At 70.2% G+C, this 22,589-nt stretch carries 20 protein-coding genes and 1 pseudogene; 7 read left to right on the top strand and 14 right to left on the bottom strand.

Annotated features, from left to right (window positions below; translation table 11 throughout):
* Positions 1–50: 50 nt before the first annotated feature.
* Both P3L51_RS12195 and yicI read left to right on the top strand, forming a co-directional pair.
* Positions 51–1,547, top strand: coding sequence for a GH1 family beta-glucosidase (locus P3L51_RS12195; protein ID WP_354605158.1), 1,497 nt, complete (start codon positions 51–53; stop codon positions 1,545–1,547).
* Positions 1,544–3,829, top strand: coding sequence for an alpha-xylosidase (yicI, locus tag P3L51_RS12190; RefSeq protein ID WP_354605157.1), 2,286 nt, complete (start codon positions 1,544–1,546; stop codon positions 3,827–3,829). Before P3L51_RS12195 ends, yicI begins: the two co-directional genes overlap by 4 nt.
* A gap of 93 nt (positions 3,830–3,922) precedes the next feature.
* On the opposite strand, the gene P3L51_RS12185 is transcribed toward yicI, so the two are convergent.
* The 8 genes from P3L51_RS12185 to P3L51_RS12150 all read right to left on the bottom strand — a co-directional run bounded on the left by P3L51_RS12185 (position 3,923) and on the right by P3L51_RS12150 (position 15,103).
* Positions 3,923–4,810 carry a septum formation family protein gene (locus P3L51_RS12185; RefSeq protein ID WP_354605156.1) on the bottom strand — a complete coding sequence of 296 codons (888 nt, stop codon included), beginning with the start codon at positions 4,808–4,810 and terminating at the stop codon, positions 3,923–3,925.
* Positions 4,811–5,222: 412 nt separating this feature from the next.
* Positions 5,223–7,553, bottom strand: a complete 2,331-nt coding sequence (locus tag P3L51_RS12180; RefSeq protein WP_354605155.1) for a glycoside hydrolase family 3 N-terminal domain-containing protein — start codon at positions 7,551–7,553, stop codon at positions 5,223–5,225.
* A 164-nt stretch (positions 7,554–7,717) separates the two neighbouring features.
* Complete coding sequence (locus P3L51_RS12175; RefSeq protein ID WP_354605154.1) at positions 7,718–9,652, bottom strand: glycoside hydrolase 5 family protein; 1,935 nt, start codon at positions 9,650–9,652, stop codon at positions 7,718–7,720.
* 145 nt (positions 9,653–9,797) lie between these two features.
* The gene (locus P3L51_RS12170; RefSeq protein ID WP_354605160.1) at positions 9,798–10,799 is read right to left on the bottom strand and encodes a LacI family DNA-binding transcriptional regulator; all 1,002 of its coding nucleotides are present in this window, start codon (positions 10,797–10,799) and stop codon (positions 9,798–9,800) included.
* A 164-nt stretch (positions 10,800–10,963) separates the two neighbouring features.
* A complete protein-coding gene (locus P3L51_RS12165; RefSeq protein WP_354605153.1) occupies positions 10,964–11,791 on the bottom strand; it encodes a carbohydrate ABC transporter permease in 828 nt (275 codons plus the stop codon).
* Between the two features lie 13 nt (positions 11,792–11,804).
* Entirely contained in the window at positions 11,805–12,746 is a 942-nt protein-coding gene (locus P3L51_RS12160) for a carbohydrate ABC transporter permease (RefSeq protein ID WP_354605152.1), read from the bottom strand.
* Positions 12,747–12,778: 32 nt separating this feature from the next.
* Entirely contained in the window at positions 12,779–14,071 is a 1,293-nt protein-coding gene (locus tag P3L51_RS12155; RefSeq protein WP_354605151.1) for an ABC transporter substrate-binding protein, read from the bottom strand.
* Positions 14,072–14,680: 609 nt separating this feature from the next.
* Positions 14,681–15,103: a hypothetical protein gene (locus tag P3L51_RS12150; RefSeq protein WP_354605150.1), complete on the bottom strand. Its 423-nt coding sequence runs from the start codon at positions 15,101–15,103 to the stop codon at positions 14,681–14,683.
* Positions 15,104–15,457: 354 nt separating this feature from the next.
* Here P3L51_RS12150 and P3L51_RS12145 point away from each other — a divergent pair, with 354 nt between their 5' ends.
* Positions 15,458–16,729, top strand: a complete 1,272-nt coding sequence (locus P3L51_RS12145; RefSeq protein WP_354605149.1) for an alpha-L-fucosidase — start codon at positions 15,458–15,460, stop codon at positions 16,727–16,729.
* A 168-nt stretch (positions 16,730–16,897) separates the two neighbouring features.
* Here P3L51_RS12145 and P3L51_RS12140 read toward each other — a convergent pair whose 3' ends face one another.
* Positions 16,898–17,140 carry a hypothetical protein gene (locus P3L51_RS12140; RefSeq protein WP_354605163.1) on the bottom strand — a complete coding sequence of 81 codons (243 nt, stop codon included), beginning with the start codon at positions 17,138–17,140 and terminating at the stop codon, positions 16,898–16,900.
* A 149-nt stretch (positions 17,141–17,289) separates the two neighbouring features.
* Here P3L51_RS12140 and P3L51_RS12135 point away from each other — a divergent pair, with 149 nt between their 5' ends.
* From P3L51_RS12135 to P3L51_RS12125, 3 genes are all read left to right on the top strand, one after another.
* Positions 17,290–17,703, top strand: coding sequence for an ATP-binding protein (locus tag P3L51_RS12135; RefSeq protein ID WP_435594436.1), 414 nt, complete (start codon positions 17,290–17,292; stop codon positions 17,701–17,703).
* Complete coding sequence (locus P3L51_RS12130; protein WP_354605148.1) at positions 17,588–18,613, top strand: zinc-dependent alcohol dehydrogenase family protein; 1,026 nt, start codon at positions 17,588–17,590, stop codon at positions 18,611–18,613. The genes P3L51_RS12135 and P3L51_RS12130 overlap by 116 nt, the downstream gene beginning before the upstream one ends.
* A gap of 93 nt (positions 18,614–18,706) precedes the next feature.
* Positions 18,707–19,123, top strand: coding sequence for a hypothetical protein (locus tag P3L51_RS12125; protein WP_354605147.1), 417 nt, complete (start codon positions 18,707–18,709; stop codon positions 19,121–19,123).
* Between the two features lie 53 nt (positions 19,124–19,176).
* Here the strand turns inward: P3L51_RS12125 and P3L51_RS35985 are convergent.
* Both P3L51_RS35985 and P3L51_RS12115 read right to left on the bottom strand, forming a co-directional pair.
* Positions 19,177–19,341 (bottom strand): annotated as a pseudogene (locus P3L51_RS35985) (IS110 family transposase); the annotation flags it as partial.
* 82 nt (positions 19,342–19,423) lie between these two features.
* Positions 19,424–19,924 carry a hypothetical protein gene (locus P3L51_RS12115; protein WP_354605146.1) on the bottom strand — a complete coding sequence of 167 codons (501 nt, stop codon included), beginning with the start codon at positions 19,922–19,924 and terminating at the stop codon, positions 19,424–19,426.
* A gap of 166 nt (positions 19,925–20,090) precedes the next feature.
* Between P3L51_RS12115 and P3L51_RS12110 the strand changes: the two genes are divergently transcribed.
* Positions 20,091–20,639: a DUF4262 domain-containing protein gene (locus tag P3L51_RS12110; RefSeq protein ID WP_354605145.1), complete on the top strand. Its 549-nt coding sequence runs from the start codon at positions 20,091–20,093 to the stop codon at positions 20,637–20,639.
* A gap of 38 nt (positions 20,640–20,677) precedes the next feature.
* Here P3L51_RS12110 and P3L51_RS12105 read toward each other — a convergent pair whose 3' ends face one another.
* The 3 genes from P3L51_RS12105 to P3L51_RS12095 form a co-directional block, all read right to left on the bottom strand.
* Positions 20,678–20,812 carry a hypothetical protein gene (locus tag P3L51_RS12105; protein WP_354605162.1) on the bottom strand — a complete coding sequence of 45 codons (135 nt, stop codon included), beginning with the start codon at positions 20,810–20,812 and terminating at the stop codon, positions 20,678–20,680.
* On the bottom strand, positions 20,809–21,051 hold the full coding sequence (locus P3L51_RS12100; RefSeq protein WP_354605161.1) for a hypothetical protein: 243 nt from the start codon (positions 21,049–21,051) through the stop codon (positions 20,809–20,811). Before P3L51_RS12100 ends, P3L51_RS12105 begins: the two co-directional genes overlap by 4 nt.
* A gap of 327 nt (positions 21,052–21,378) precedes the next feature.
* On the bottom strand, positions 21,379–22,173 hold the full coding sequence (locus P3L51_RS12095) for an SDR family NAD(P)-dependent oxidoreductase (protein WP_354605144.1): 795 nt from the start codon (positions 22,171–22,173) through the stop codon (positions 21,379–21,381).
* Between the last annotated feature and the right edge of the window lie 416 nt (positions 22,174–22,589).

Genomic DNA, 22,589 nt, shown 5'->3' with positions numbered 1-22,589 from the left:
TTCCCACCCGGCACCCTCACCGACCGGAAAGAAGAAGGCGTCTCCCTCTGATGAGTTCCACCGACGACCGCCGGACGCACAGCGCCCCGGCCGGCCCCGACACCTCCGTATCCACCCGATTCCCGAGCGGCTTCCTCTTCGGAGCCGCCACGGCGAGCTACCAGATCGAGGGCGCCCACGATGTGGGCGGACGCACCCCCTCCATCTGGGACACCTACAGCCGTGAGCCCGGCCGGGTCGCCGACGGCGCCACCGGCGACATCGCCTGCGACCACTACCACCGCTACCGCGAGGACGTCGGCCTGCTCAGCGGCCTGGGCGTCGACAGCTACCGGTTCTCGATCTCCTGGCCCCGCGTCCAGCCGGACGGCGCCGGCCCCGGCAACCCCGAAGGGCTCGACTTCTACGACCGGCTGGTGGACGAACTGCTCGCGGCCGGTGTCTCTCCCGCCGCGACCCTCTACCACTGGGACCTCCCGCAGGCCCTTGAGGACCGGGGCGGCTGGCGGGTCCGGGACACCGCGGAACGCTTCGCCGACTACACCCGGATCGCCGCCGAGCGGCTCGGCGACCGCGTGGACCGCTGGATCACCCTCAACGAGCCGTACTGCAGCGCCTTCGTCGGCTACGGCTCCGGGGGCCACGCCCCCGGCGCCCGGGAGGGCCGCGGCGCGCTCGCCGCCGCGCACCACCTGCTGGTGGGCCACGGGCTCGCCGTCCGCGCCCTGCGCGAGACGGGCGCCACCGACGTCGGCATCACGCTCAACCCCGACGTCCTGCTGCCCGCCACGGACAGCGAGGCCGACCTGGCGGCGGTGCGGCGCGCGGAGACGATGCACAACGACGTCTGGCTGGAACCCCTGCTGGCGGGCCGCTACCCCGCGCACGAGGCGCGGACGTGGGGCGAACTGGCGGACGGGACGTACCGGCGCGACGGTGATCTCGCCCTCATCGGGGCCCCGTTGGACTTCATCGGCATCAACTACTACCGGCCGATCACCATCTCCGCGGTTCCCCACCGGGACCCGGACCCGGCCACCCGCAGCGCCGTGGACATCCGCGCCGAGGAGTCCTGGCGCCAGGACGTCCGCCGCACCACGATGGGCTGGCCCGTGGTACCGCACGCCTTCACCGATCTGCTGGTCGGACTGCGGCGCCGCTACCCCGCCCTGCCACCGCTGCTGATCACCGAGAACGGCTCGTCCGAGGACGACCGGGTCGACGCCGACGGCCAGGTCCACGACACCGACCGCGTGGCCTATCTGCGCGACCACCTCGCGGCGCTCGCCGACGCCATGGACCAGGGCGTGGACGTACGCGGCTACTACGTCTGGTCGCTGCTGGACAACTTCGAGTGGGCCCGCGGCTACAGCAAACGCTTCGGCATCGTCCGGGTCGACTACGACACCCTGGAACGCGTCCCGAAGGACAGCTACCGCTGGTACCGGGACCTGATCGCCGCCCACCGCGACCGCGCCGGCGACCACGAACGCGCCAGTGACCACGACCACGCCCGCACCACCGGTCAGGAGCCGCACCCCCGATGAAGTTCACCGACGGCTACTGGCTCATGCGCGACGGCGTCAACGCCTCGTACGCCACCGAGGTCGCCGAGACCCGCGTGGAGGACGACCGCCTCACCCTCTACGCCCCCGTCCGGCACGTCGAGACAAGGGGCCACACCCTCAACAGCCCCCTGCTGACCGTCGAATGCTGGTCACCCGCCGAAGGCGTGATCGGCGTCCGATCCAGCCACCACACCGGCGGTGTCGACCGCGGCCCCCACTTCACACTCCACCCCGGCACCGAGCACACCCCCAGGATCACCCGGGACGACTCGACGGTGGAACTGACCAGCGGCGCGTTGTCCCTGCGGGTGGACACCGAAGCGCCGTGGCGACTCGACTTCCACGCCGACGGCCGGCCGCTGACCTCGGTGGGCAGACGTGGCACGGGCTTCGCCACCACCGCCGACGGACAGCACCACTCGGTGGGCCAACTCGCCCTGGACGTGGGCGAACTGGTCTACGGGCTCGGAGAGCGCTTCACGCCGTTCGTCAAGAACGGCCAGACGGTCGACATCTGGCAGGCCGACGGCGGCACCGCCAGCGAGCAGGCGTACAAGAACGTCCCCTTCCATCTGACCAACCGCGGCTACGGCGTCTTCGTCAACCACCCCGGCCTGGTCAGCTACGAGATCGGCTCCGAGTCCGTCGGCCAGGTGCAGTTCAGCGTCCGTGGCCAGTCGGTCGAGTACTTCATCATCCACGGGCCGACGCCCAAGGAGATCCTCGACCGCTACACCGCGCTCACCGGCCGCCCCGCGCTGCCCCCCGCCTGGTCCCTGGGGCTCTGGCTGTCGACGTCCTTCACCACCTCCTACGACGAGGAGACGGTGAACCGGTTCGTCAGCGGCATGGCCGAACGCGACATCCCCCTCGGGGTGTTCCACTTCGACTGCTTCTGGATGCGTCAGTACCAGTGGTGCGACTTCACCTGGGACCCCGAGGTGTTCCCCGACCCGGAGGGGATGCTGCGCCGGCTGAAGGAGCGGGGCCTGCGGGTCTCGGTGTGGATCAATCCGTACATCGCGCAGAAGTCCCCGCTGTTCGAGGAGGCGCGCGAGCGCGGATTCCTGCTGCGCAAGACCGACGGCGACGTCTGGCAGTGGGACCTGTGGCAGGCCGGCATGGGACTGGTGGACTTCACCCACCCCGGCGCCAGGGACTGGTACGCCGAGAAACTGCGCGCTCTCACCCGGCAGGGCGTGGACTGCTTCAAGACGGACTTCGGCGAGCGCGTGCCGACCGATGTGGTCTGGCACGACGGCTCGGACCCGGAGCTGATGCACAACTACTACACCCAGCTCTACAACGAGACCGTCTTCCAGGTGCTCACCGAGGAACGCGGCGAGAACGAGGCCGTCCTCTTCGCCCGCTCCGCCACCGCCGGCGGACAGCAGTTCCCCGTGCACTGGGGCGGCGACTGCGAGTCCACGTTCAGCGCGATGGCCGAGTCGCTGCGCGGGGGCCTGTCCCTCGGGCTGTCCGGGTTCGGCTTCTGGAGCCACGACATCGGGGGCTTCGAGGGGACGCCGACACCGGCCGTCTTCAAGCGGTGGGCGCAATTCGGCCTGCTCTCCTCGCACAGCAGACTGCACGGCAGCAAGTCCTACCGGGTGCCCTGGGACTACGACGAGGAAGCCGTCGCGGTCACCCGCGACTTCACCCTGCTCAAGCACCGGCTGATGCCCTATCTCTACGAGGCGGCCCGGCAGGCGGCCGGGCACGGCACACCGGTGATGCGCGCGATGGTGCTGGAATTCCCCGAGGACCCGTCGTGCCACACCCTGGACCGGCAGTACATGCTGGGGGGCGATCTGCTGGTGGCGCCGGTGTTCAGCGAGGACGGCACGGTGGAGTACTACCTGCCCGAAGGCGTCTGGACCCACGTCCTCACCGGCGAACGGGTGCGCGGCCCGGTCTGGCGCCGCGAGACGTACGGCTTCGACAGCCTGCCCCTGTTCGCCCGGCCGGGCTCCGTCGTCCCCTTCGGGGAGGGCACCGACGGCGCGGTCTACGACTGGGCGGACGGAGTCACGCTGCGGGTCCACGCGCCGGCGGACGGGGAAGACGTGACCACGCGGATCCCCGCCCCCGACGGCTCGACCGCGGCGGTCTTCCACACCCGTCGCGACGGCGACGTCCTGACCGTACGGGCCGAGGGCGCCACGGGCACCTGGCATGTACAGCTCCCCGGGCCCCCGGCCGAGGGCACGCTGCTGACCGCCCGCCCCGGAACGGCGTCACTGACGGCGCGACTCGGCTGAACGCTCGCGCGCTGTTCGGGGGTTCGCGCGGCCGGGCCCCGGGAGACGGGGCCGGGGCCTTGACGGCCCCGGCCCCGCTCACCCGACGGAGCGTCAGCCCGCCCAGACCTCGGCCTCGTCGGCCGGAACGGTGGTGGCCAGGCCCAGTTCCTTGCGGGCGGCGACCGACTTGTTCGGGTCGATGTCGGTGAACGCCGGGTCGTAGGTGAGGTAGAACGCGTCGGCGTCGGCGGCGTTCGCGGCCTTCTTCCAGTTCCCCGCCGCCTTCGCCAGGGTCGCCCGGAGGGTGCCGACCTCGGTGCCCTCGATGCCGTCCAGGCCCTCGACGTGCGCGTCGAGGGCGGCCGCGACCGCCTTGGCCTGCGCCTTGTAGCTGTCGAGGTCGTCCTCGACGGTCTCCTTCTCGGGCTGGTGTGCCCACAGGGCCTCGTAGACCGCGTTCGAACCCTTGAGGTAGGTGTTCTGCTCGGGCTTGAGGGACTTCGCGGTGTCCAGCGAGCCGCTGAACGGACCCTTCTCCGCGGTGTAGGTGCAGCTCACCGCGCGGTCACCCGTCGCCCAGCTCTCCTTGGTCGGGGTGTAGTAGAAGAGGGCGACACCCGCCGGGAGAGCCCAGGTGTCCGGGGCGTACTTCTGCGCCTCGACCGGGCAGCGGCTGTCCGCGATCGTCGAGACCCCGTCGTCGCCCGGGTACTCCTTGCCCTCGTCGATCGCGAACTCACCGACGACCTGGCCCTCGTGAGCCTCGTCGCAGGGCACGATCTCGACGGTGTACGCCATCCCCTCGGCCTTGCCGGTCGGGTTGTAGCAGTCGCCGGTGTCCAGCGAGAACACCGAGCGCTGGCGAGCCACCTTCTTAGTGGTGTCCTTGGCGCTGTCGATGGCATCGGAGACGTCCGAGCATCCCACAGCCCCGATCGCGAGCAGGGCGGCAACGGCTGATATGCCACGAAGAGAACGATACGGAGCAGGGGCTGTCATGACGTGTACATCCTCTTATTTGATCTTTATAAGGCCACGCGCATCGTATGTCATTTCCCTTGGCCCGATTGCGCGACGGCCCTCACCTCATCGCACCGTCTCTGACTCCCGACGGGCCGCGAGGGTTGTGCGAAGTCCGGCGTGGGGCCGGTGAACCCGAGGGCTTCGGCGTCTTCGCGGACGGAGCCCAACGTGCGCGACGTGGAACGCGTTGCGTTCTCGGCTGCGGCTGCGGTTGCGACGCCGGGTTCTCGCCCCAGATGCCGTCGGTGACCTCTTCGAGGGCGAGGTCCACCGCGATTCGTCATCTTCGACCCCGTCAGCCCCGGCGTTGCCCTGTCCAGCCGTCTCCTTCGCGCGGCACGACGAAGCGCCCGGCGGTTGCCGGGCGCTGACAGGCCGCCAACTACCGCTACCCGCCGGTCGCCGGTACGGTCACGAGGAGCCGGGCGCCGCGGGTCCGGTCCGAGGACGGGCCCGTCTCGATCGCGAACTCGCCCGGCTCCACCGCACGTTCCCACCCGCGAGTGACGGACTCCAGGGTCCGCGCCCCCACCCGGAAGCAGACCTCGGCAGCCTCCCCGGGCTTGAGTACGACCCGGGCGAAGCCGCGCAGTTCCCGCACGCGAGGCCATGAGGTGCCGCCGACCACCCGGCGTACGTACAGTTGCACCGTCTCCCGTGTGGACCGGTCGCCCGTGTTGCGGACCTCGACCGTGCACACCAGCGGCTCCGCTGTCCCGTCGGACGAGCCGTCGGCGAACTCCGCCGCTGTGACGGACGCGCGGGACAGCCGGGGTTCGCCGTACTCGACCGTCGTGTAGCCCAGCCCGTGGCCGAACGCATGACGTGCGGTGGCGGGCTGGTCGACATAGCCGCGGTAGCCGTGGTCCTTGCCGTTGTAGTACACGGGCAACTGCGCCGCCGACCGGGGGACCGAGACGGGCAGCCGGCCCACGGGTTCCGCCGCGCCGAACAACACGTCAGCCACCGCGCGCCCGCCCCACGGGCCGGGATACCAGGCGCTCAGCACCGCCCCGGCCCGGTCCGAGAGATCCGGCAGGGCGTGCGGACGTCCCTGGACCAGCACCACGACGACGGGGGTCCCCGTCGCGGCGACCGCGTCGAGCAGCGCCGACTGCCCTTCGGGAAGCCCGAGTTCGGCCAGGTCCACGCCCTCCCCGCAGGTCATCTCCACGGGGTTGCCCGATGAGACGACCGCCGCCCCGTTGGCGTCGAAGCGCGTCCCGGACTCCCGCGCGCTCGAACCGCCGAGCACCACCACCGCCACATCGGCGCCCGCGGCCAGAGCGACCGCCCCGGGCAGGGCCGACAAGTCGCCGCCCACGAGATCGCAGCCCCGGGCATGAACGACCGCCACACCGTCCGGAGCCGCGGCCCTGACCCCGTCGAGGACGCTGATGCCCGTGCCGGGCCGCTGGGGCGCGGTGTAGTCGCCGATCTGCTGCGGTACGGAGTCGGCGTTCGGGCCGATGACCGCGACCCGCCGGACGCCGCCGGTCAGCGGGAGGGTCACGCCGTCGTGCGCGAGCAGGGTGACGGATTCCCGGGCGATGCGTTCGCTCAGCTGCTCCGGCCCCGGAGCCGGCGCGCGCTCCCCGGTGTACGGGTGCTCGAAGAGGCCGAGTCGGAACTTCAGCGCGAGGACCCGCCCGACCGCCGCGTCCAGGGTGCGCTCGTCGACCAGCCCGCGCCGTACGGCCTGCTCCAGCAGAGGGAAGCAGCCGTCCCACAGGCTCAGGTCGGTCCCCGCCTCCAAGGCCGTCGCACCGGCCGCCACCGGGTCCCCGGCCAGCCGCACCAGGCGGTCGAGCGCGAGTCCGTCGGCCATCACCAGACCGGTGAACCCCCACCGTTCACGCAGGATCCCGGTCAGCAGCTCCCGATTCGCGGCGCACGGGACGCCGTCGAACTCGTTGTACGCCGCCATCACCCCCGCCGCCCCGGCACGGACCCCCGCCAGAGCGGCCTCCAGGTGGATCTCGTGCAGCTCGCGGGCGCCCAGCTCGGTGGCCGCACTGTTACGGCCCCCGACCGTGGCACCCTGCCCGGCGAAATGCTTGAGCACGACAGCGGCCCGGTCCGGCCCGATGCGCTCACCCGGCGGACCCTGGACGCCGCGTACCAGCGCTTCGGTGAACCGTGCCGCCAGGTACGGATCCTCGCCGAAGCACTCCTCCGCGCGGCCCCAGCGCGGATCCCGCACCAGGTCGAGCGCGGACACCAGCGCCACATGACCGCCGCGTGAGCGCAGTTGCGCGGCGGCGAGGGCGACGGCCTCCTCGTACAGCTCCGGGTTCCAGGTGGCGCCGACCGCCAGATTGACCGGCAGCAGCGTGCCGTCCAGCGCCTGGAGGCCGTGCGGCATCTCCTCGACCAGCAGGACGGGAATGCCGAGACGGGTGCTCTCCACGACGTGCCGCTGCACGTCGTCGGAGACCCGGGCACCGTCCGCCGCGCCGATGCCCGTGGCCGCCGTGACGCCCGACCAGGGGTCGGCGCGCTGCAACCCGTAGAGCGCGCCCATCCCGTCGTACGCGGCCACTTCCGTCCGGAACGCCTCGGTCAGCCGGTGGCCCGAGGAGGTGCGTTCGTACGCGTCCCACCCGTACATCCGCTGGTTGACCTGGCCCACCTTCTCGGTGAGCGTCATCCGCGCCAGCAGGTCACGCACCCGGCCGGCGACGGGCGCCGTGGGATCTCGGAAGATCGGCTCGGACATCGGACGTCTCACTTTCACGTGACAGGAGGGGTGGGTGCGCCGGTACGGCAACACACCTGGTGGGCAGACCGGTTCGCGCCGGGCCCGTCGACACGTGGCCGTGGCCTCGGGCCCGGCGCGAACGCGGCGCATCGGCGCAGTCCGGCCGGTCGGCGCGGTTCGGGTCAGCGCAGTTCGAGGACGCGCACCCCGTACGGGGGGATCACCACGTCCCGCACCGGCTCGCCGCCGCCCGGCTCGCGCAACTCCCCGTCCGCCGACGGGCGGACAGTCAGCTCCTCGCCCGACTGGCTCACCAGCCACACGTAGCGGATGCCGTCCTCACGGACCAGGGTGTCGGCGGCGACGTACGGCGTGTCGACCGTCACCGGCCGTGCGGCCCCGGCGAGTTCGGCGAGCGCCGCGTAAAGCCGGTGCGTCTGCTCCGGGTTCGCGCGGGCCGTGCGGGCGGCCATGTGCTCCAGCGGGTAGGTGGCCAGGACCGTACGGCCCTCGCCCGTCTCGTGGCACAGCAGCGCCGGGCGGCCGTGCGCGTCGGTGGCGACGACTCGCGCACCGGCCGGTACGACGGGCAGGTAGGCGCGGCTGTCCTCGTTGCCTGCGACCGGGAAGACCAGCGTCTCGCCCGCGGCTATCGAGCCGAAGTCCTCGGCGAACGTCATCTCCAGGACGTCGTCCTCGATCGGCTCCGCCACCCCGTAGGAGAGCTGGAGCTCCACACCGAACAGGCCGTCCAGGTCGTGGAACCACGGACCGCGGGTCGCCGGGTGCTCGCCCGAGCAGAACGACAGGTAGACGGTGGCGCCCGCACGGGCCCGCCGCTCCAGCACCCGCCGGGTACGGGTGGTCAACTGCCGTGTCGAGGGCAGCAGATACAGCGCCGCGTCCTCCGGCAGCCCGTCCGCCTCCCGTGCCAACGCCACGGGCAGGTCCGCGCCGCGCGCGGCCACGTACCCCTGGTGCAGCGAAGTGAAGATCAGCGGCCGGTCGGCGGGCCGGCTGTAGGGGTAGCCGCGCTCCAGGAAGGCGGGTACGACCAGGGCGGTGTCGGCGTCCGTCCGGCGGCAGCGGGCGAAGTCGACCCGCTTCAGCACCTCGGCGAAATCGGCCAGCTCCCGCAGCGGCTCCTTCGGTCGGCCGGTGTGGTCGGTGATCCCGAAGTGCATCTCGAAGGGGTGGTGGTCGTACGGCGACTGCTCCCACAGCTCGTCGTAGTCCGTGTTGTTCCAGGCGATCCAGCCCGTGGCCCCGCCGAGCAGCGAATTGTGGAGGGTCTGCCGGTAGAACACACCCGCGTTCGCCGCCGACACCGTGTCGGTCGACAGCCCGAACTCCTCCAGCACGACCGGCTGGCCGGTGACGGCCGCGAGTTCGCACTCGAACGCGGCACGGTAGTGCTGGCGCGCCCGGTCGGTGTCCGAGCGGTAGACGTGCGGCCCCACGAAGTCCACGTACTCGGCGGTGTCCCGCAGCGAGAAACCGTTGTCGCGGCCCGTCACCTCGATGCCCCACGCGCCGTCCCCGAGCGACACGGGCTGGGTGCCGCCCGCCGCCCGCACCGCGTCGCACATGAACTGCGCCCAGGCGGTGACGACATCGCTGGAGGGCGGGTCGACCTGGTAGATACGGCCGTAGCCCGGCATCTCGTTGGTGATCAGCCACCCGGTCACCGCGGGATGGTCCTTGAAACGGCGGGTCATCTGGGAGACGAACCACGCCTGCCGCCCGACGAGCCACACGTCCTCGTACAGATCACGGTCCCCGCGCCAGGCGGGATCCCAGTTCTCGCCCGACATGTGGCCGACGATGAAGGTGGGAACGGTCCCCATCCCCGCCTCGGTGTGGGCGTCCAGGAAGTCACGGAAGCGGTCGCACAGTTCCTCGTCGATCCGCCCCGGCTCCGGGTGGAAGTCCGGCCAGTAGAAGAAGGACCGGGTCATGTTCAGCCCGTGGTCCCGCAGGACGGCCAACTCCTCGCGGACCGTCTTCGGCTCGTAGTTCCGCCACATCAGCGGACCACCGGTGCGGGACCAGAAGTTGGCGCCGAGCCAGGGGAGGACGGCGGAGTCATGGGTGAGCTGGGCGCTGTGGCGTCGCATGGTCTTTCTCTGACCTCTTCGAAGTGCGGGGGTGGGGCCGGTGCGGCCGGCGTGGGGCCGTTCGGGCCGGGCCGGGTGAGCCGCGCGGCAGGGCGGGGCCGTGCCCCGGCGGGCCGCGTGCGGTACGGAGAAGCGGGCCCATGCGTCAGGGCGCGGACGGTACGGGACCGGTGGACTCCCGTACGACCAGGCGCGGGCGTCCGTCGAGGACCGGTGGGAGTACGTCCTCGCCGCACCGGACGAGCAGCGCACGGGCTGCGGCCGCGCCGACCCGCTGCACCTGCTGGTCCACGGTGGTGAGCCGGGGGTGCAGCCAACGGCCGAGCGGCAGGTTGTCGTACCCCACCACCGACACGTCCGCGGGCACCCGGAGCCCGCCGCGCTGGGCCGTACCGATACCGCAGACGGCCATGGAATCGTTGGAGAACACCAGCGCGGTCGGCCGGTCGGTCAGGGCGAGCAGTTCCTCGGTGACGGCGACGGCCGCCCGCTCGGTGAAGTCGGTGTGCCGGACGGCGACGGGCCGCAGCCCCGCACCGGCGAGGGCGTCCTCGAACGCGGCCCGGCGCAGCCCGGTGTGCACCAGGTCGGACGGGCCCGCGATGTACGCGAGACGCCGGTGGCCGAGCTCCAGCAGATGCGCGACGGCCTCCCGGACACCCGCGTCCTGCTGCCCGAGGCCGACGCCGGGCACCGGCGACGCCGGGTCCGGGGCGCCCAGCAGGACGGCGGGCAGCCCGAGGCCCCGCAGCAGCCGCGGGCGGGGGTCGTCCGCCCGCGCGTCGGTCAGCACCGCACCGTCGATCCGGCCCTCCGAGGCCAGCCGTTCGTACAGCGCGCTCTCCTGGGCCATATCGGCGACCAGATGGAGGAGCAGACCGTAGCCCCGGGGGGCCAGTTCACCCTCCAGACCGGTGATCAGCTCACTGAAGTGCGGGTCCGCGCCGAGCACATCCGTGGGCCGCCGCACGACGAGCGCGATCGTACGGGTGCGCGCCCGGCGCAGGGCCGACGCCGACGCGCTCGGCGACCAGCCCAGTTCGGCGGCCGCGTCCAGGACCCGGCGCCGGGTGGCCTCCGAGATCCGGCCGGTGCCGTTGACGGCCTGGGAGACCGCGGCGGTGGAGACCCCGGCCGCGGCGGCCACGGCCTTGATCGTGGGCCGGGCGGCTCCCCCGGATCCCGCCCGGGTCCGGCGCCCGCCGGGAGCGCCGTCCGGGATCCGGTCCGGGCTCGCGGCCGGGGTCCGTGACCCCGGCGACGTGCCCGCGCCGCTCCCCGCCTCCTCGGGACGCTCCTCGAAACGTACCTTCACATCTTCACCGCCCCGCTGACGAGAGCCTGCTGCATCCGCTTCTGGAGCACGGTGTACACCACCCAGACCGGGACCAGCGTCAGAACCGTGCCCGCGGTCAGAATGCCGTAGTCGGTGCCGGTCAGGGACTTCAGGGTGGGCAGGGCCACCTGCACGGTGCGCTGCTCGGGGTCGGGGCCGACGATGACGAGCGAGTAGAGGTACTCGTTCCAGAAGGTCAGGAAGTTCAGCAGGAGGATCGTCGCGATCCCCGGCATGCACATCGGCGTGTAGATGTGCCGCAGGACGGCGAAGGTGGACGCGCCGTCCAGGCGTGCCGCCTCCTCCATCTCGTGCGGGATCGTCCGCATGAACTGCACCAGGATCACGACCGAGAGCGGCATCGCCGTGGCCGGCAGGAACAGCACCATGAACATCCGGGTGTGGAACAGCCCGGTCGCGGCGGCGAGCAGGAACGTGGGAAACAGCGCGGCGAACGTCGGGACCAGGAAACCCAGCGAGAACACCCGTTCCACGAACGCGCCGAGGCGCCCCTCGCTGCGCGCGATGGCGAAGGCCGCCGGAATGGCGAGCGCCAGGGTGAGAACCAGCGCGAGCACCGTGACCAGCACCGAGTTGACGATGGCCGTGCCCAGGTCCGCGGAGGAGAACGCCTCCCCGAAGTTGTGCCAGGACAGCGAGGCCGGCAGGGAGAACGGGCTCCCGAAGATCTGGTCGTTCGTCTTGAACGCCGAGACCAGCAGGTAGTAGAGCGGGACCACCAGCAGTGCCGCGTACAGCCAGGCGAGGATATGGGCCGGCAGCCAGGACCTTCCGAACTTCATGGAACCGCTCCGATCAGTAGTTCTGGCGGAAGACGCGACGGATGGTCAGCAGCCCGGCCAGACCGACCAGGAACAGGACCACACCGACGGTCTGGCTGTAGCCCAGATCGGCCGCGATGAACGCCTTCTGGTACACGAGGAAGGACAACGTTGTCGACGAACTTCCCGGACCGCCCTGGGTCAGCAGCAGCACGTTCTGCGCGGAGCCGAACAGGGTCCACAGGAACTGAAGCATCGTCACGACACCGACGAAGTCCCGGATGACGGGGAAGTGGATGCGCCACATGGCGCGCCAGTGCCCGGCGCCGTCCAGCTGGGCGGCCTCCCCGATCTCATCCGGCACGCTGCCCAGCCGGGCCGCGAACAGCACGGCCGTGAAGCCGATGCCGCTCCACACGTCGAGGACGATCAGGCAGTACAGGGCGGTGGACGGCGAGGCGAGCCAGGCGTCCGTCAGCGAACCCAGACCGACCTTGTCCAGACCGCCGTTGAGCAGCCCGTCCGGCGAGAGGATCGCGTAGAAGACCATCGCCTTGGCCGGGGTGGAGATCAGACCGGGGATGAAGAGCAGGTACCGCAGGGCGCGGTGGCCCGGCGGCCTCTGCGCGACGTAGTACCCGAGCATGTACGCGCCCACGATCATCACGGGCAGCGCGACGACGAGCTGTACGGCGGTGTTGCCCACCGCGTCCCAGAAGACCGGGTCGTCGAGGACGGCGCGGACGTTGCCGGAACCGGCGAACGACACCGGCTGGAGCATGCCCGGCCAGTGCAGGGCGGCGATGACGAAGATGGCGACCAGCGGGCCGACCATGAAGACGAGGTACCAGATCAGCGCGGGTACGGCCAGGACGACCCCGCCCTGTTTGCGGCGCGAGGGAGCGGCGGGGGACGGCGGCGTGGGGTCCGGCCGGCGGACCGGGGCGCCGCCCGGGGCGGACGAGAGCAACGTCATGAGGGGACTCGCAGAGGGCTCGGGCGCGCGGATCAGGCCGTGCGGTAGGCGGATTCGAGGGCGGAGCGCACGGCGGCCGCGCTCGTCCCCGGGGTGAAGGCGGTGCTGGTCGCCGTGATCAGCGGCTGGGTCGCCGTCGGAGGGACGTACAGATCGGGCAGGAGGACCTGGCTGACCCGCTCACCGAGCCGCTGCGCCTCGGCCACCAGCGGGAACCCCTTGCTGACGGTGTCCGTCACGAGGGCCATGTCCCGTCCGCTCTCGGTGATGAAGCGGGAGACCACCTCGGGCCGGTACATGAAGCGCAGGAACTTCTCGACCGAGGGCAGCTTCTTGACGCCGTTGGGGCTGATCCAGAAGCCGATGAGGGTGTACGAGCGCAGGATCGTCGGTTTGCCGTGCGAGGCGCCGGGGGCCAGCGGCCAGCCACCGATCGCGGTGTGTCCGGCAGGCTTCGGGGCGACCTTCGCCAGCGCCGAGGACATCGCGGACTGGATGGCCGCAGCCTCGGTGTTGTACTGCGTCGTCATCGTGTCGGAGGTCAGTCCCTGCGCCTTGTCGGCGAAGACACCGGCGTCGCGCAGCTGGACGAAGTAGTCGATGCCTTCACGGACGCCCCTGCTGCCGCTGAAGTCACCGGTCGAGTAGACGTTCCTGGCCTCGTCGGGGGTGAGGAAGGTCTGGATGATCTGGGCCAGCAGCTTCTGGCCGGTCCAGTCGTTGCCGCCGACGGTGACCGGGGCGATGCCCTTGGCGCGCAGCTTGCGCGCGGCGCCGATCAGCTGGTCCCCGGTGGTGGGTACGGAGTCGACGCCGGCCCGCTCCAGCAGGGCGGTGTTGTAGGCGACGGGCCAGTTGGTGGCGAAGTAGGGGAAGGCGCGCAGCCTGCCCTTGCTGTCGGTCCACTCCTCCAGGGCGGCGGGCAGTACGCGCTCACGCAGCCCCCAGTCGTCGAGATACCCCTTCACGTCGACGGTGGCACCGACGTCGGTCCAGGCCAGCGTCTTGTCGTAGAGGTTGACCATGACGACGTCCGGCTCCTTGCGGGCCAGCCGGGAGGTCTCGTACACCTGGGGAAGGTCGTCGCCGTTGACGAGGTTCTTGATCCGCAGCCCGGGGTTCTCCTTCTGGAAGGCTTTGACGACGGCCTCGTAGGTGGGGGAGCCCGGCGCGGTGGTGCCGAGCTGGGTGTGCACGAGCAGGGTGCCGGGGTCGGAATCGGCCGAGGCGAGCGTGGAGCAGCCGGACAGAGCGGGAAGCGCGGTAGCGGCGGCGAGGCCGGAGCCTGCTGCGAGGAAACCGCGCCGACTCGGGGATGAGCGCACAGCGGGATGTCTCCAACCAGGACGTTAACCATGTGGTTAATCGATGTACCAGTGGGCTGCGAGAAACTTAGAGCCACTTCCCGAAACGGTCAACCCCCGGTTGCGCATGCCGAAAACACGGACATCTCAGGCGCATTGATGACCTGACGAGGAGGGGTGGACCGGGTGGCCGCTCGCAATCCGCCCGCGACCCGCCCGAGTTGACGGCTGCGGCCGCGCCCGGAGTTGAGAAGTGCTCCGGCGGTGCGGGCTGCCCGGGGGTGAGGGGTCGGACCGCGGAGTCGGCGTGCGCGTCGGACTCGTACGCATGCCGGCCGCGGCCTCGGTTCTCTTGTATGCGCGGCGTCGATCGGCTCGCGGTGGCCGACGGCGAGTTCGCCGTGTCCCGGGAAGGGGCGGGTTCTCCGGTGCCGGGTGTGCCCCGTTCCCTCAAGTCCTTTCGCGGGGCGGGTTGTTGTTCCCCCCATTACCGTCTTCGTGGCTCCGCAATGGAGCCTCCGGCCTTCGGGTCCGTGATCGACACCGGCGACGAGCCGACGTGCTTCTCGCGATGCTCCGGGACGGAACCTTCCACGAACCGCAGCCCGTTAGGGCCGTCCCTCCGCAGACTCAGACCATGGTCAGGAGGTGATCCGTGGGGCCGTAGTCGACCTTCCAGTCGGCATAGACCCCAGCGGCGCCGTCCTCCTGGCACCGCAGCCCGACGGTCACCCAGCGGACCGATTCGTCGCCTGCGAGCGAGAACGCGACCGCGATCTCGAACTCCTCGCTCCCGCACGGGCAGCCGGCCTCGCCAGGATCCGCGTCCTCCCAGAACTCCTCGCTATCCGCGATGAACGCGCGGACACCGCAACCAGCGCACACCCGCTCGGCTCCGCCCTCGACATCGTCAACGAGCACGAAGAACACGCGCCCGCCACACCCGCCACAGACAGCAGGAACGATCTTCACCGGACGGCCGTCATCGGCGTTCCGGAGAAACGCCGCGAGGTCCGCGGAGACGCCCTCGCCAACCTGATCATCAGCATGCACAGGCACATCGTTCCAGACGCCCCAACCAGCACCCGACCTCCTTGACCAAAGAGATAGGGCCCCGGCGTGCTCGGTGGGCCGAACCTCTCGCCGCGCCCGTCGCGGGGCCCGGCGAGGAGTACGTCGGGCCGAAGGCCGGCCCCGGGTGCGGTTCATCGGCGAGATCGCCGCGCACGTCGCGGAGCGCTGCGGCCACCGGCCGCCCAAGTGCCGCCGCCTGGCGCTGCGACGACCGACGGCCTTCCGGAACTTCCTGGACCGGCACGGATTCCCCCGGCATGAGTCCTGGCGGGCCGCCGGCAGCGGACTCCGACATTTACAAGATCACCGACAGAGTCGAGTTAGCGTGGCTTCATGGTCATGCAACCCTGGTTCCCCGATGCCAAGCTCGGCATCTTCGTCCACTACGGGATCTACTCCGTCGACGGCGTCCCCGAGTCCTGGTCCTTCTACCGCGGCCAGGTGCCGCACGCCCGGTACATGAATCAGCTCGACGGCTTCACCGCCTCGAAGTACGACCCCGTCGCCTGGGCCGACCTGTTCGCCCGCGCGGGTGCCGGATACGCCGTACTGACGGCCCGTCACCACGACGGTGTCGCCCTGTGGGACACCGCCCAGGGTGATCTGAACGTGGTAAGGCACTCGCCGGCGGGCCGCGACCTGGTGGCACCGTACGTAGACGCCCTGCGCGCCCGCGGCCTCAAGGTCGGCCTCTACTACTCACACTCCGACTGGAACCATCCCGATTACGCGAGCGTGCTGCACCCCGATCCGCCGCACCACAACCCGGGTATCAACACCAACCCGTTCAGTGCCCCCTCGGACGGTGTCGAGGACCTTGAGGCCTGGAGCCGCTTCCTGGGCTACCGCGACGCCCAGGTGGGCGAACTCGTCGACCGCTTCGCACCTGATCTGCTGTGGTTCGACGGCGAGTGGGAACGCACCGAGGAGCAGTGGCGGATGGATGCGCTGGCAGCCCGGATCCACGCGGGAAACCCGGACACGGTCCTCAACGCCCGGATGCTCAGCCACGGCGACTACGCCACTCCCGAACAAGGAGTTCCGCTCCGCGCCCCCGACGGGCCCTGGGAGCTGTGTCTGACCGTCAATGACTCCTGGGGCTTTCAGCCCGACGACCACCACCACAAGTCGGCGCGCCAGTTGGTGCGTTACTTCACCGAGACCATCGGCATGGGAGGCAACCTCCTGCTGGACGTCGGACCGCGCGAGGACGGCACCGTCACACCGGAGCAGACCGAGCGCCTCGAAGGGCTCGGGGCATGGATAGGCCGGCACAAGGAGGCGGTGTACAGCACCGTCACCGGACTGCCCGCGGGTCATCACTACGGCCCCAGCACACTCTCGGCGGACCGGCGCACCCTCTACCTGGTCTGCTTCGACCCGCCCCGGGAGACGGTGGCGGTGCGAGGACTGCGTACGCCGGTCAAGCGGGTGAGCGTCCTCGGCACGGGCACTCAGCTCGCACATCGCGTCGTCGGCGGACTGCACGACGTGCCGGGCGTGCTGTGGATCGACGCCCCACACACCTCCGACGTGGACACCGAAGCCACCGTGCTCGCTCTCGAACTCGACGGGGAGCTGGAGGTTTACGAGGGGACTGGCTGAGCAACTAGCCTGCCCCACCGAGGCGGCCCAGTTCAGGTCCTCGTCGGCGTCCGCCTGGTCCATGGGCGCGGTGGACACCCGCTCCCAGGTTCCGTCGACTGCCCGCATGTGAAGCCGGTGGTAACTCCCCCGCCGGTTGCCGTACTTCAAGGCCCTGTTCTCGTCACGCTACCGCCAGGTGGTGTGTAGCGCTGAGTAACTGCTTGCGGTGCGGTCGCGCTGCTGGAGGGCGGCGAAGTCGGCGTGCGCCGTTTCGCCGGCCTCCGGGTACGCCTGGGTCTTCTCGTGCTCGGCCGGCGCCCGGCAGGTGCTGGAGAGGCTGGGGCTCTGTCCTTCGCGGCGGCCGGTGGGGATGAGCGGGTCGGGCTGGATGTCCTCGACGGTCTCGCCGTTCGCGCGGCGGCGGAGCACGGTGAGCCCATCGGAAATCTGCTCGCCAAGGCCCGCACCCACACTCCGGCGGGCACCGAAGTCACCGTCCGGTTGTCCGCCGACAGCAGCCGCATCAGGCTGACGGTGACGGTGACGGTGACGGACGACGGTCCCGGTTCGAGGAGGATCTGCTGCCCGAGGTCTTCGGCCGCTTCGTACGCGCCGACCACGCCCGCTCGTGTACGACGGGCAGCAGTACCGGACCGGGCCTGGCGATCGTCCACGCGGTGGTCACGGCCCACGGAGGCACGGTGGACGTCGGGAGCCGACCCGGCCGCACCGTGTTCACCGTGACGCTGCCCGCCTCGCCGCCAGCCAGGGCGCGGCCTCCGCGTGAACCGGATGCCACCGACCGTAGGCGCCTCCTGGCACGGTGCGGCCCCGGATCCGGTTGCCCCGGCGGAGCACCCGCCGCATGGTTGAAGCATGACGTCCGCAGTCTCCGCGGAGACGACGCACGGCTGGGCCGTCGAGAGACCCGGCCCCATCGGCACCGGCCCCCTGACCCGGGTCCGGCGCCAACTCGCCCCGGGCCCCGGTGATCTGCTGCTGCGGGTGGAGGCGTGCGGCGTCTGCCGCACCGATCTGCACCTGGCCGAAGGGGACCTCGCGCCCCGGCGGCCCTCGATCGTCCCCGGCCACGAGATCGTCGGCCGCGTCGTCGCCGTCGGCGAGGCGGTGACCTCGTTCCGTACCGGCGACCGCGCCGGCGGCGCCTGGCTGCGCGGCACCTGCGGCCAGTGCCGCTACTGCCTGGCCGAGCGGGAGAACCTCTGCCCCCGGTCCACCTACACGGGCTGGGACGCGGACGGCGGCTTCGCCGAGATGGCGCTGGTCCCGGCGGATTTCGCTTACCCCCTCCCGGAAGCCCGCGACGCCGCTTCGCTCGCGCCCCTCCTGTGCGCCGGGATCATCGGCTACCGCGCGCTGCGCCGCAGTGCGCTTCCCGAGGGCGGGCGTCTCGGCATCTACGGCTTCGGCGCTTCGGCCCATCTGGCGGCCCAGGTCGCCTTGTCCGAGGGGGCCACCGTCCATGTGCTGACCAGGTCGGCGCGGGCACGTGAACTGGCACTGAGCTTGGGCGCCGCTTCGTCAGGCGGCGCGTACGAGCGCCCGCCCGAACCACTGGACTCGGCCATCCTGTTCGCTCCCGTGGGCGACCTGGTCCCGGTGGCTCTGGAGGCGCTCGACCGGTCCGGCACGCTCGCGGTCGCGGGCATCCACCTCTCCGACATCCCCTCGTTGAACTACCAGCGCCATCTCTTCCAGGAGCGAGACCTGCGCAGCGTCACGTCCAACACACGCCAGGACGGACGCGATTTCCTGGCCCTCGCCGAACGGATCGGCATTCAGGTCACGTCAAGTCCCTATCCGATGGGCCGGGCGGACCAGGCGCTGGCCGACCTCGCGGCCGACCGCGTCAACGGCGCCGCCGTGCTCGTACCCGACTGACCAGGCCCCGGGGGGTGCCTCTATGTTCCTCGTCAAGTGGGCGGCTTCTGCCAGGGACTCGATCTTCTCTGTGGGGCATGAGACTGTCCGGTCGTGCGAGAGATAGCGAGGGGGTTGGAGGCGGCCTTGGCCGAGGCGTCGTCTCCTGCGTGGACGCAACGTGTTCGTGCCGGGCGTGACCTTGCTTCCTGCGCCGATGTTCCTGAGGCTGCGGAGGTGTTGGTGGGTCTGCTGCTGGACGTCGATGACATGGCGGTGACGCGGCAGACGGCAGAGGCTTTGACCCGGGTGGGGACAGTGGCCGCCATAAGGCTCATCGCTCTCGCGACTGCCGAGGCCGACGACAACCGGGCCGACTGGCTTCAGACCGGGATGCATGACGCGCTCGTGGGACCGGGCGGCGCGCCGGACGTGGCAGCGGCCTGCGGAGAGCTCGCCCGGGACCCGGAAGAAGCTGTCCGTCAGGGGGCCGCGGATATCGCGGCATGGGCAGACGACCCAAGGTGCTGATCTGCGTCGGCCTTCCCGCGGGTTGGTTCCATGCAGCCGTTGCCTGGCGCGACACGGGGTTTGTGGAAGGTGCCGTCGCGCGGCATCGCGAACAGCACGTTGATCCGTTGCCGGGTGAGGCGGAGAAGGGCCTGTGTGTGGGCCTTCCCCCGGGCCCGGCATTTGTCGTGGCAGGTGCGGGAGGGGGGATCGTGCAGGGCGGCGAACGCGGAGAGGAACTTCGTGGCTTCGTTCACGTTCAGCGACAGCGTTTGTCGACGAGTTCGAGCAGCGGTTGACGATCACTGGATCGATGAATGTTCACGAGTTCTGACGGCGCTTCACGTTGCAGTCGTGTCCGTCGCCAGGCAGTCCCATGACGTTCAACACGGGTTCCTCGCCCTCGGGGATCTCGAAGGTGAAGTTCGCTTTTGTCGGGATCGCCACGAGCGAGCGCTGGTTGCCGAAGGTCAGCGGCGGATAGGGCTCCCAGGGACAGCCGGCCTTGTCCAAGGCGGAAACGACGTCCACGTGGCTGAGTCCTGCCGGGAAGGTGTCCGTCCCCCCGACGACCGACGGGGGGAGTTCGACGACGTCGCGCCAGGTCTGGACGCAGATGAGAGACACCTTGCGGCAGCGGCAGACACTCAGCTCAAGGTCTCCGTAGGCGAAGAGCCTCGGCCACTTTCTGTTCCGGCTCATCGTTCCGATGTCCCACGGCTCGCCGAGAGCCGCGGTCACATCACTCCACTCGGCTCCGCTGAACACCGGGCCCAGCCGGCCCGTCTTCGCCATGTTGGTCAGGACATCGAGGATCTCCATGAGGCGGAGCCTGACAGGTGTCCTGACCAGCGGTCCAGCGCTGTCAGAACTCGGTTCTGGCACAGATCGTGAGGACTGATCGCAGAGGGTGACAGTGTCGTTCGATTGTAGGGCGATCACGAGCCCGGCCGGCCCGGCTCAAACACTCACCTCGTAGCCTCCGCGTATGACTGCCGATCCGTTCCAGTGCCGCTGCGTCCTCTGCCACGACTACGGTGACCGAGACGAAGCGGACCGCATGGATCTGACGATCATCGAGAACGTGCAGCGGCACGGATGGCATGTCGTGATGGTTCCCGAGGACGACATCGGTCCTGGATTCGCCTACACGATCGGCCTCGCGCACGCTCACAACTCACCTGAGCTCGCCATGTTCGGACTCGATGTCCACGTCATGCACCGCATTCTCAACAGGCTGGGAGAGAAGTCCGCCGCGGGCGGTGTACTGGCCGACGGCCAGAGACATCCTGACGTTGTCGACGGTCACGAAGTCGCGCTCAGGCAGGTTGATCTGCGCTGGTACCGGACCTTCTTCGGACAGGCCATCTGGTTCTACCGGCGGCCTCCTTTCCCTGTGCTGCAAGTTGCGTGGCCCGACGCGCATGACCGATTCCACTGGGACGAACAGACTGAGGTGAGGCATCGGGAGTCACAGCCTCAGTTGTGGCTGCCACCGAGTGAGCACCCTGTCGGGATCTGGACGACCGAACTCTGACCCCGCCGCCAGCGACGGAACAGCACCGTCGCGAAAAGCTATTGGAGCAAGATCATTTTGTGGAGCAGTTCGAATCCGGCCCGACCGTAGAGCTGCCGCTTGATCTTCTTGATGCGGTTCACGGCGCCCTCGATGCTGCCGGAGCTCCCGTCCAGGGTGAGCCCAGCTGTCACGGCATCGAGATCTCGAGCAGGTGGAGTGCGAAGCCAGTGAGGCCGGGTAGCTGGCCGGCATCGACCGCGTCGATCCAGGTGGGAAGTGTCGAGCCGAGGCGGTCGGTGAGTATCTCGCCGAAGTCGCGGACATGTCCGGCTGCCGTGTCCAGTTCGGTGCATCGGGCCAAGACATCCTTCAGACCGGACCGGTCCTCCTCGGTCAGGGACGTGGGGTGACGGGTGAGCCACCCGGTCACCTGCCGCACCGGCGGCGGCCGGGGCGGCGCGCCGGCCGGAGCCCCGCGGAGGGTGGCGACGTGGCTGCGGACCATCTGGTAGGCGACGGGCGCGTTGTGGGCAACGAGTTCGCTGTGGAGGCGGGTGACCCGCAGATAAAGCGCCGGACCGTCCGCCGGATCACAAAGCCCTGCTCAGCAAGTGGAAGGTCCTTCAGCCTGCGCTCTGCTGGACGAGGCGTTCCTGGTCCCTCGCGGGGTGCCGGGTGTGCCCCATCCACGCGAGTCTGCTCTCGACGGCCCAGCGGCGGGGCGGGACGACGAAGCGGGAGGTGTCCTTCGGACGGCTCAGACGGTCTTGAGCTGGCCGCCGTTGACAGCGAATTCGGAGCCAGTGATGTTTGCGGCTCGCGGTGAGGCAAGGAAGGCGGTCAGGTCGGCGACTTCGTGGGCCTCGGTGAAGCGCCCGGTGGAGATGCCCATGCTGCGGGGAACGACCTCGTCGATGGCTTCCTGAGCAGTGGTGCCGGCCGCGGACGCTGTGGCGTCGGCGAAACCACCCGGAGCGGTCCAGAAAGGAGTCCGGACAGGGCCGGGGGCGACAGCGTTGACGCGTACGCCGCGGGGTGCGAACTCCTCGGAAAGGCACTTGGTCAGACAGGCCAGGCCGGCCTTGGCAGCCGAGTAGTCCACGACCATGGGGAAGGGGAGACGGGCGTTGATGGAAGTGATGTTGACGATTGAGCCATCGCCAGTTTTGAGCAGATGGGGCAGTGCTGCCCGGCTGGCACGGACCGCACTGAACAGATTGAGGTCGAAGACGCGCTGCCACTCGGCATCGTCCACATCCAAGAAGCCGGAACGGGGACCGGCGACGCCTACGTTGTTGACCAGAATGTCGATCGTGCCGTGCTGGTCGACCGCCTGCTGCACGAGTGCGGCCGGCCCCTCCGTTCGAGACAGGTCGACGTTCACGATGGTGACGTCGTAGCTGCCACGCAGCGCCTCGAGCTCGGGTGTGGTGGTGCGGCTGCCGGCAATGACGCGTACGCCTTCACGACCGAACGCCTCGACGATGGCCAGCCCGATGCCCTTGCTGGCCCCCGTGACGACGGCGACCCTACCGCTCAACTGGAGATCCATCAGGCATCCTTCCCCGGAATGATCAACTATGGAGAAAGTATGGGAAGACGCCCGAGTCGGCCTCTGCTCCGCAGCCAGAGGGGTGATTGCTCGAACCAGGCGGCTGCGCGGGTCGGCTGACAGGGCTTCTCCGAAAGACCCGTAAGAGGCACGCCCGACGTTCGGCCTACCGGCACATCCCTTGCACGAAAAGCCGTTGATCGACGGTCGCTCCGGTCCCGGCTTCGCCATGCCTGCCGGGGGAGCCGACCGTCTGACAGGGAGCGTAGCGACGCGGCCAACGGAGACGACCAGTGATCCCCGCGCAACCCACCGCTGAACGCGTCCCGGCCTGCTCGGCGCCACCGGACCAGGTCGCCTCAAGTCCTCCATCCGCTGTTGTCGTGTTCCCGACCGTGATCCGAAGGCGCCGCCGA

This window comes from Streptomyces panacea (genome assembly GCF_040560175.1).
GTDB lineage: Bacteria > Actinomycetota > Actinomycetes > Streptomycetales > Streptomycetaceae > Streptomyces > Streptomyces panacea.
Note: the sequence above shows the minus strand (reverse complement) of the source record. Positions and strands in the feature narration are given on the sequence as shown.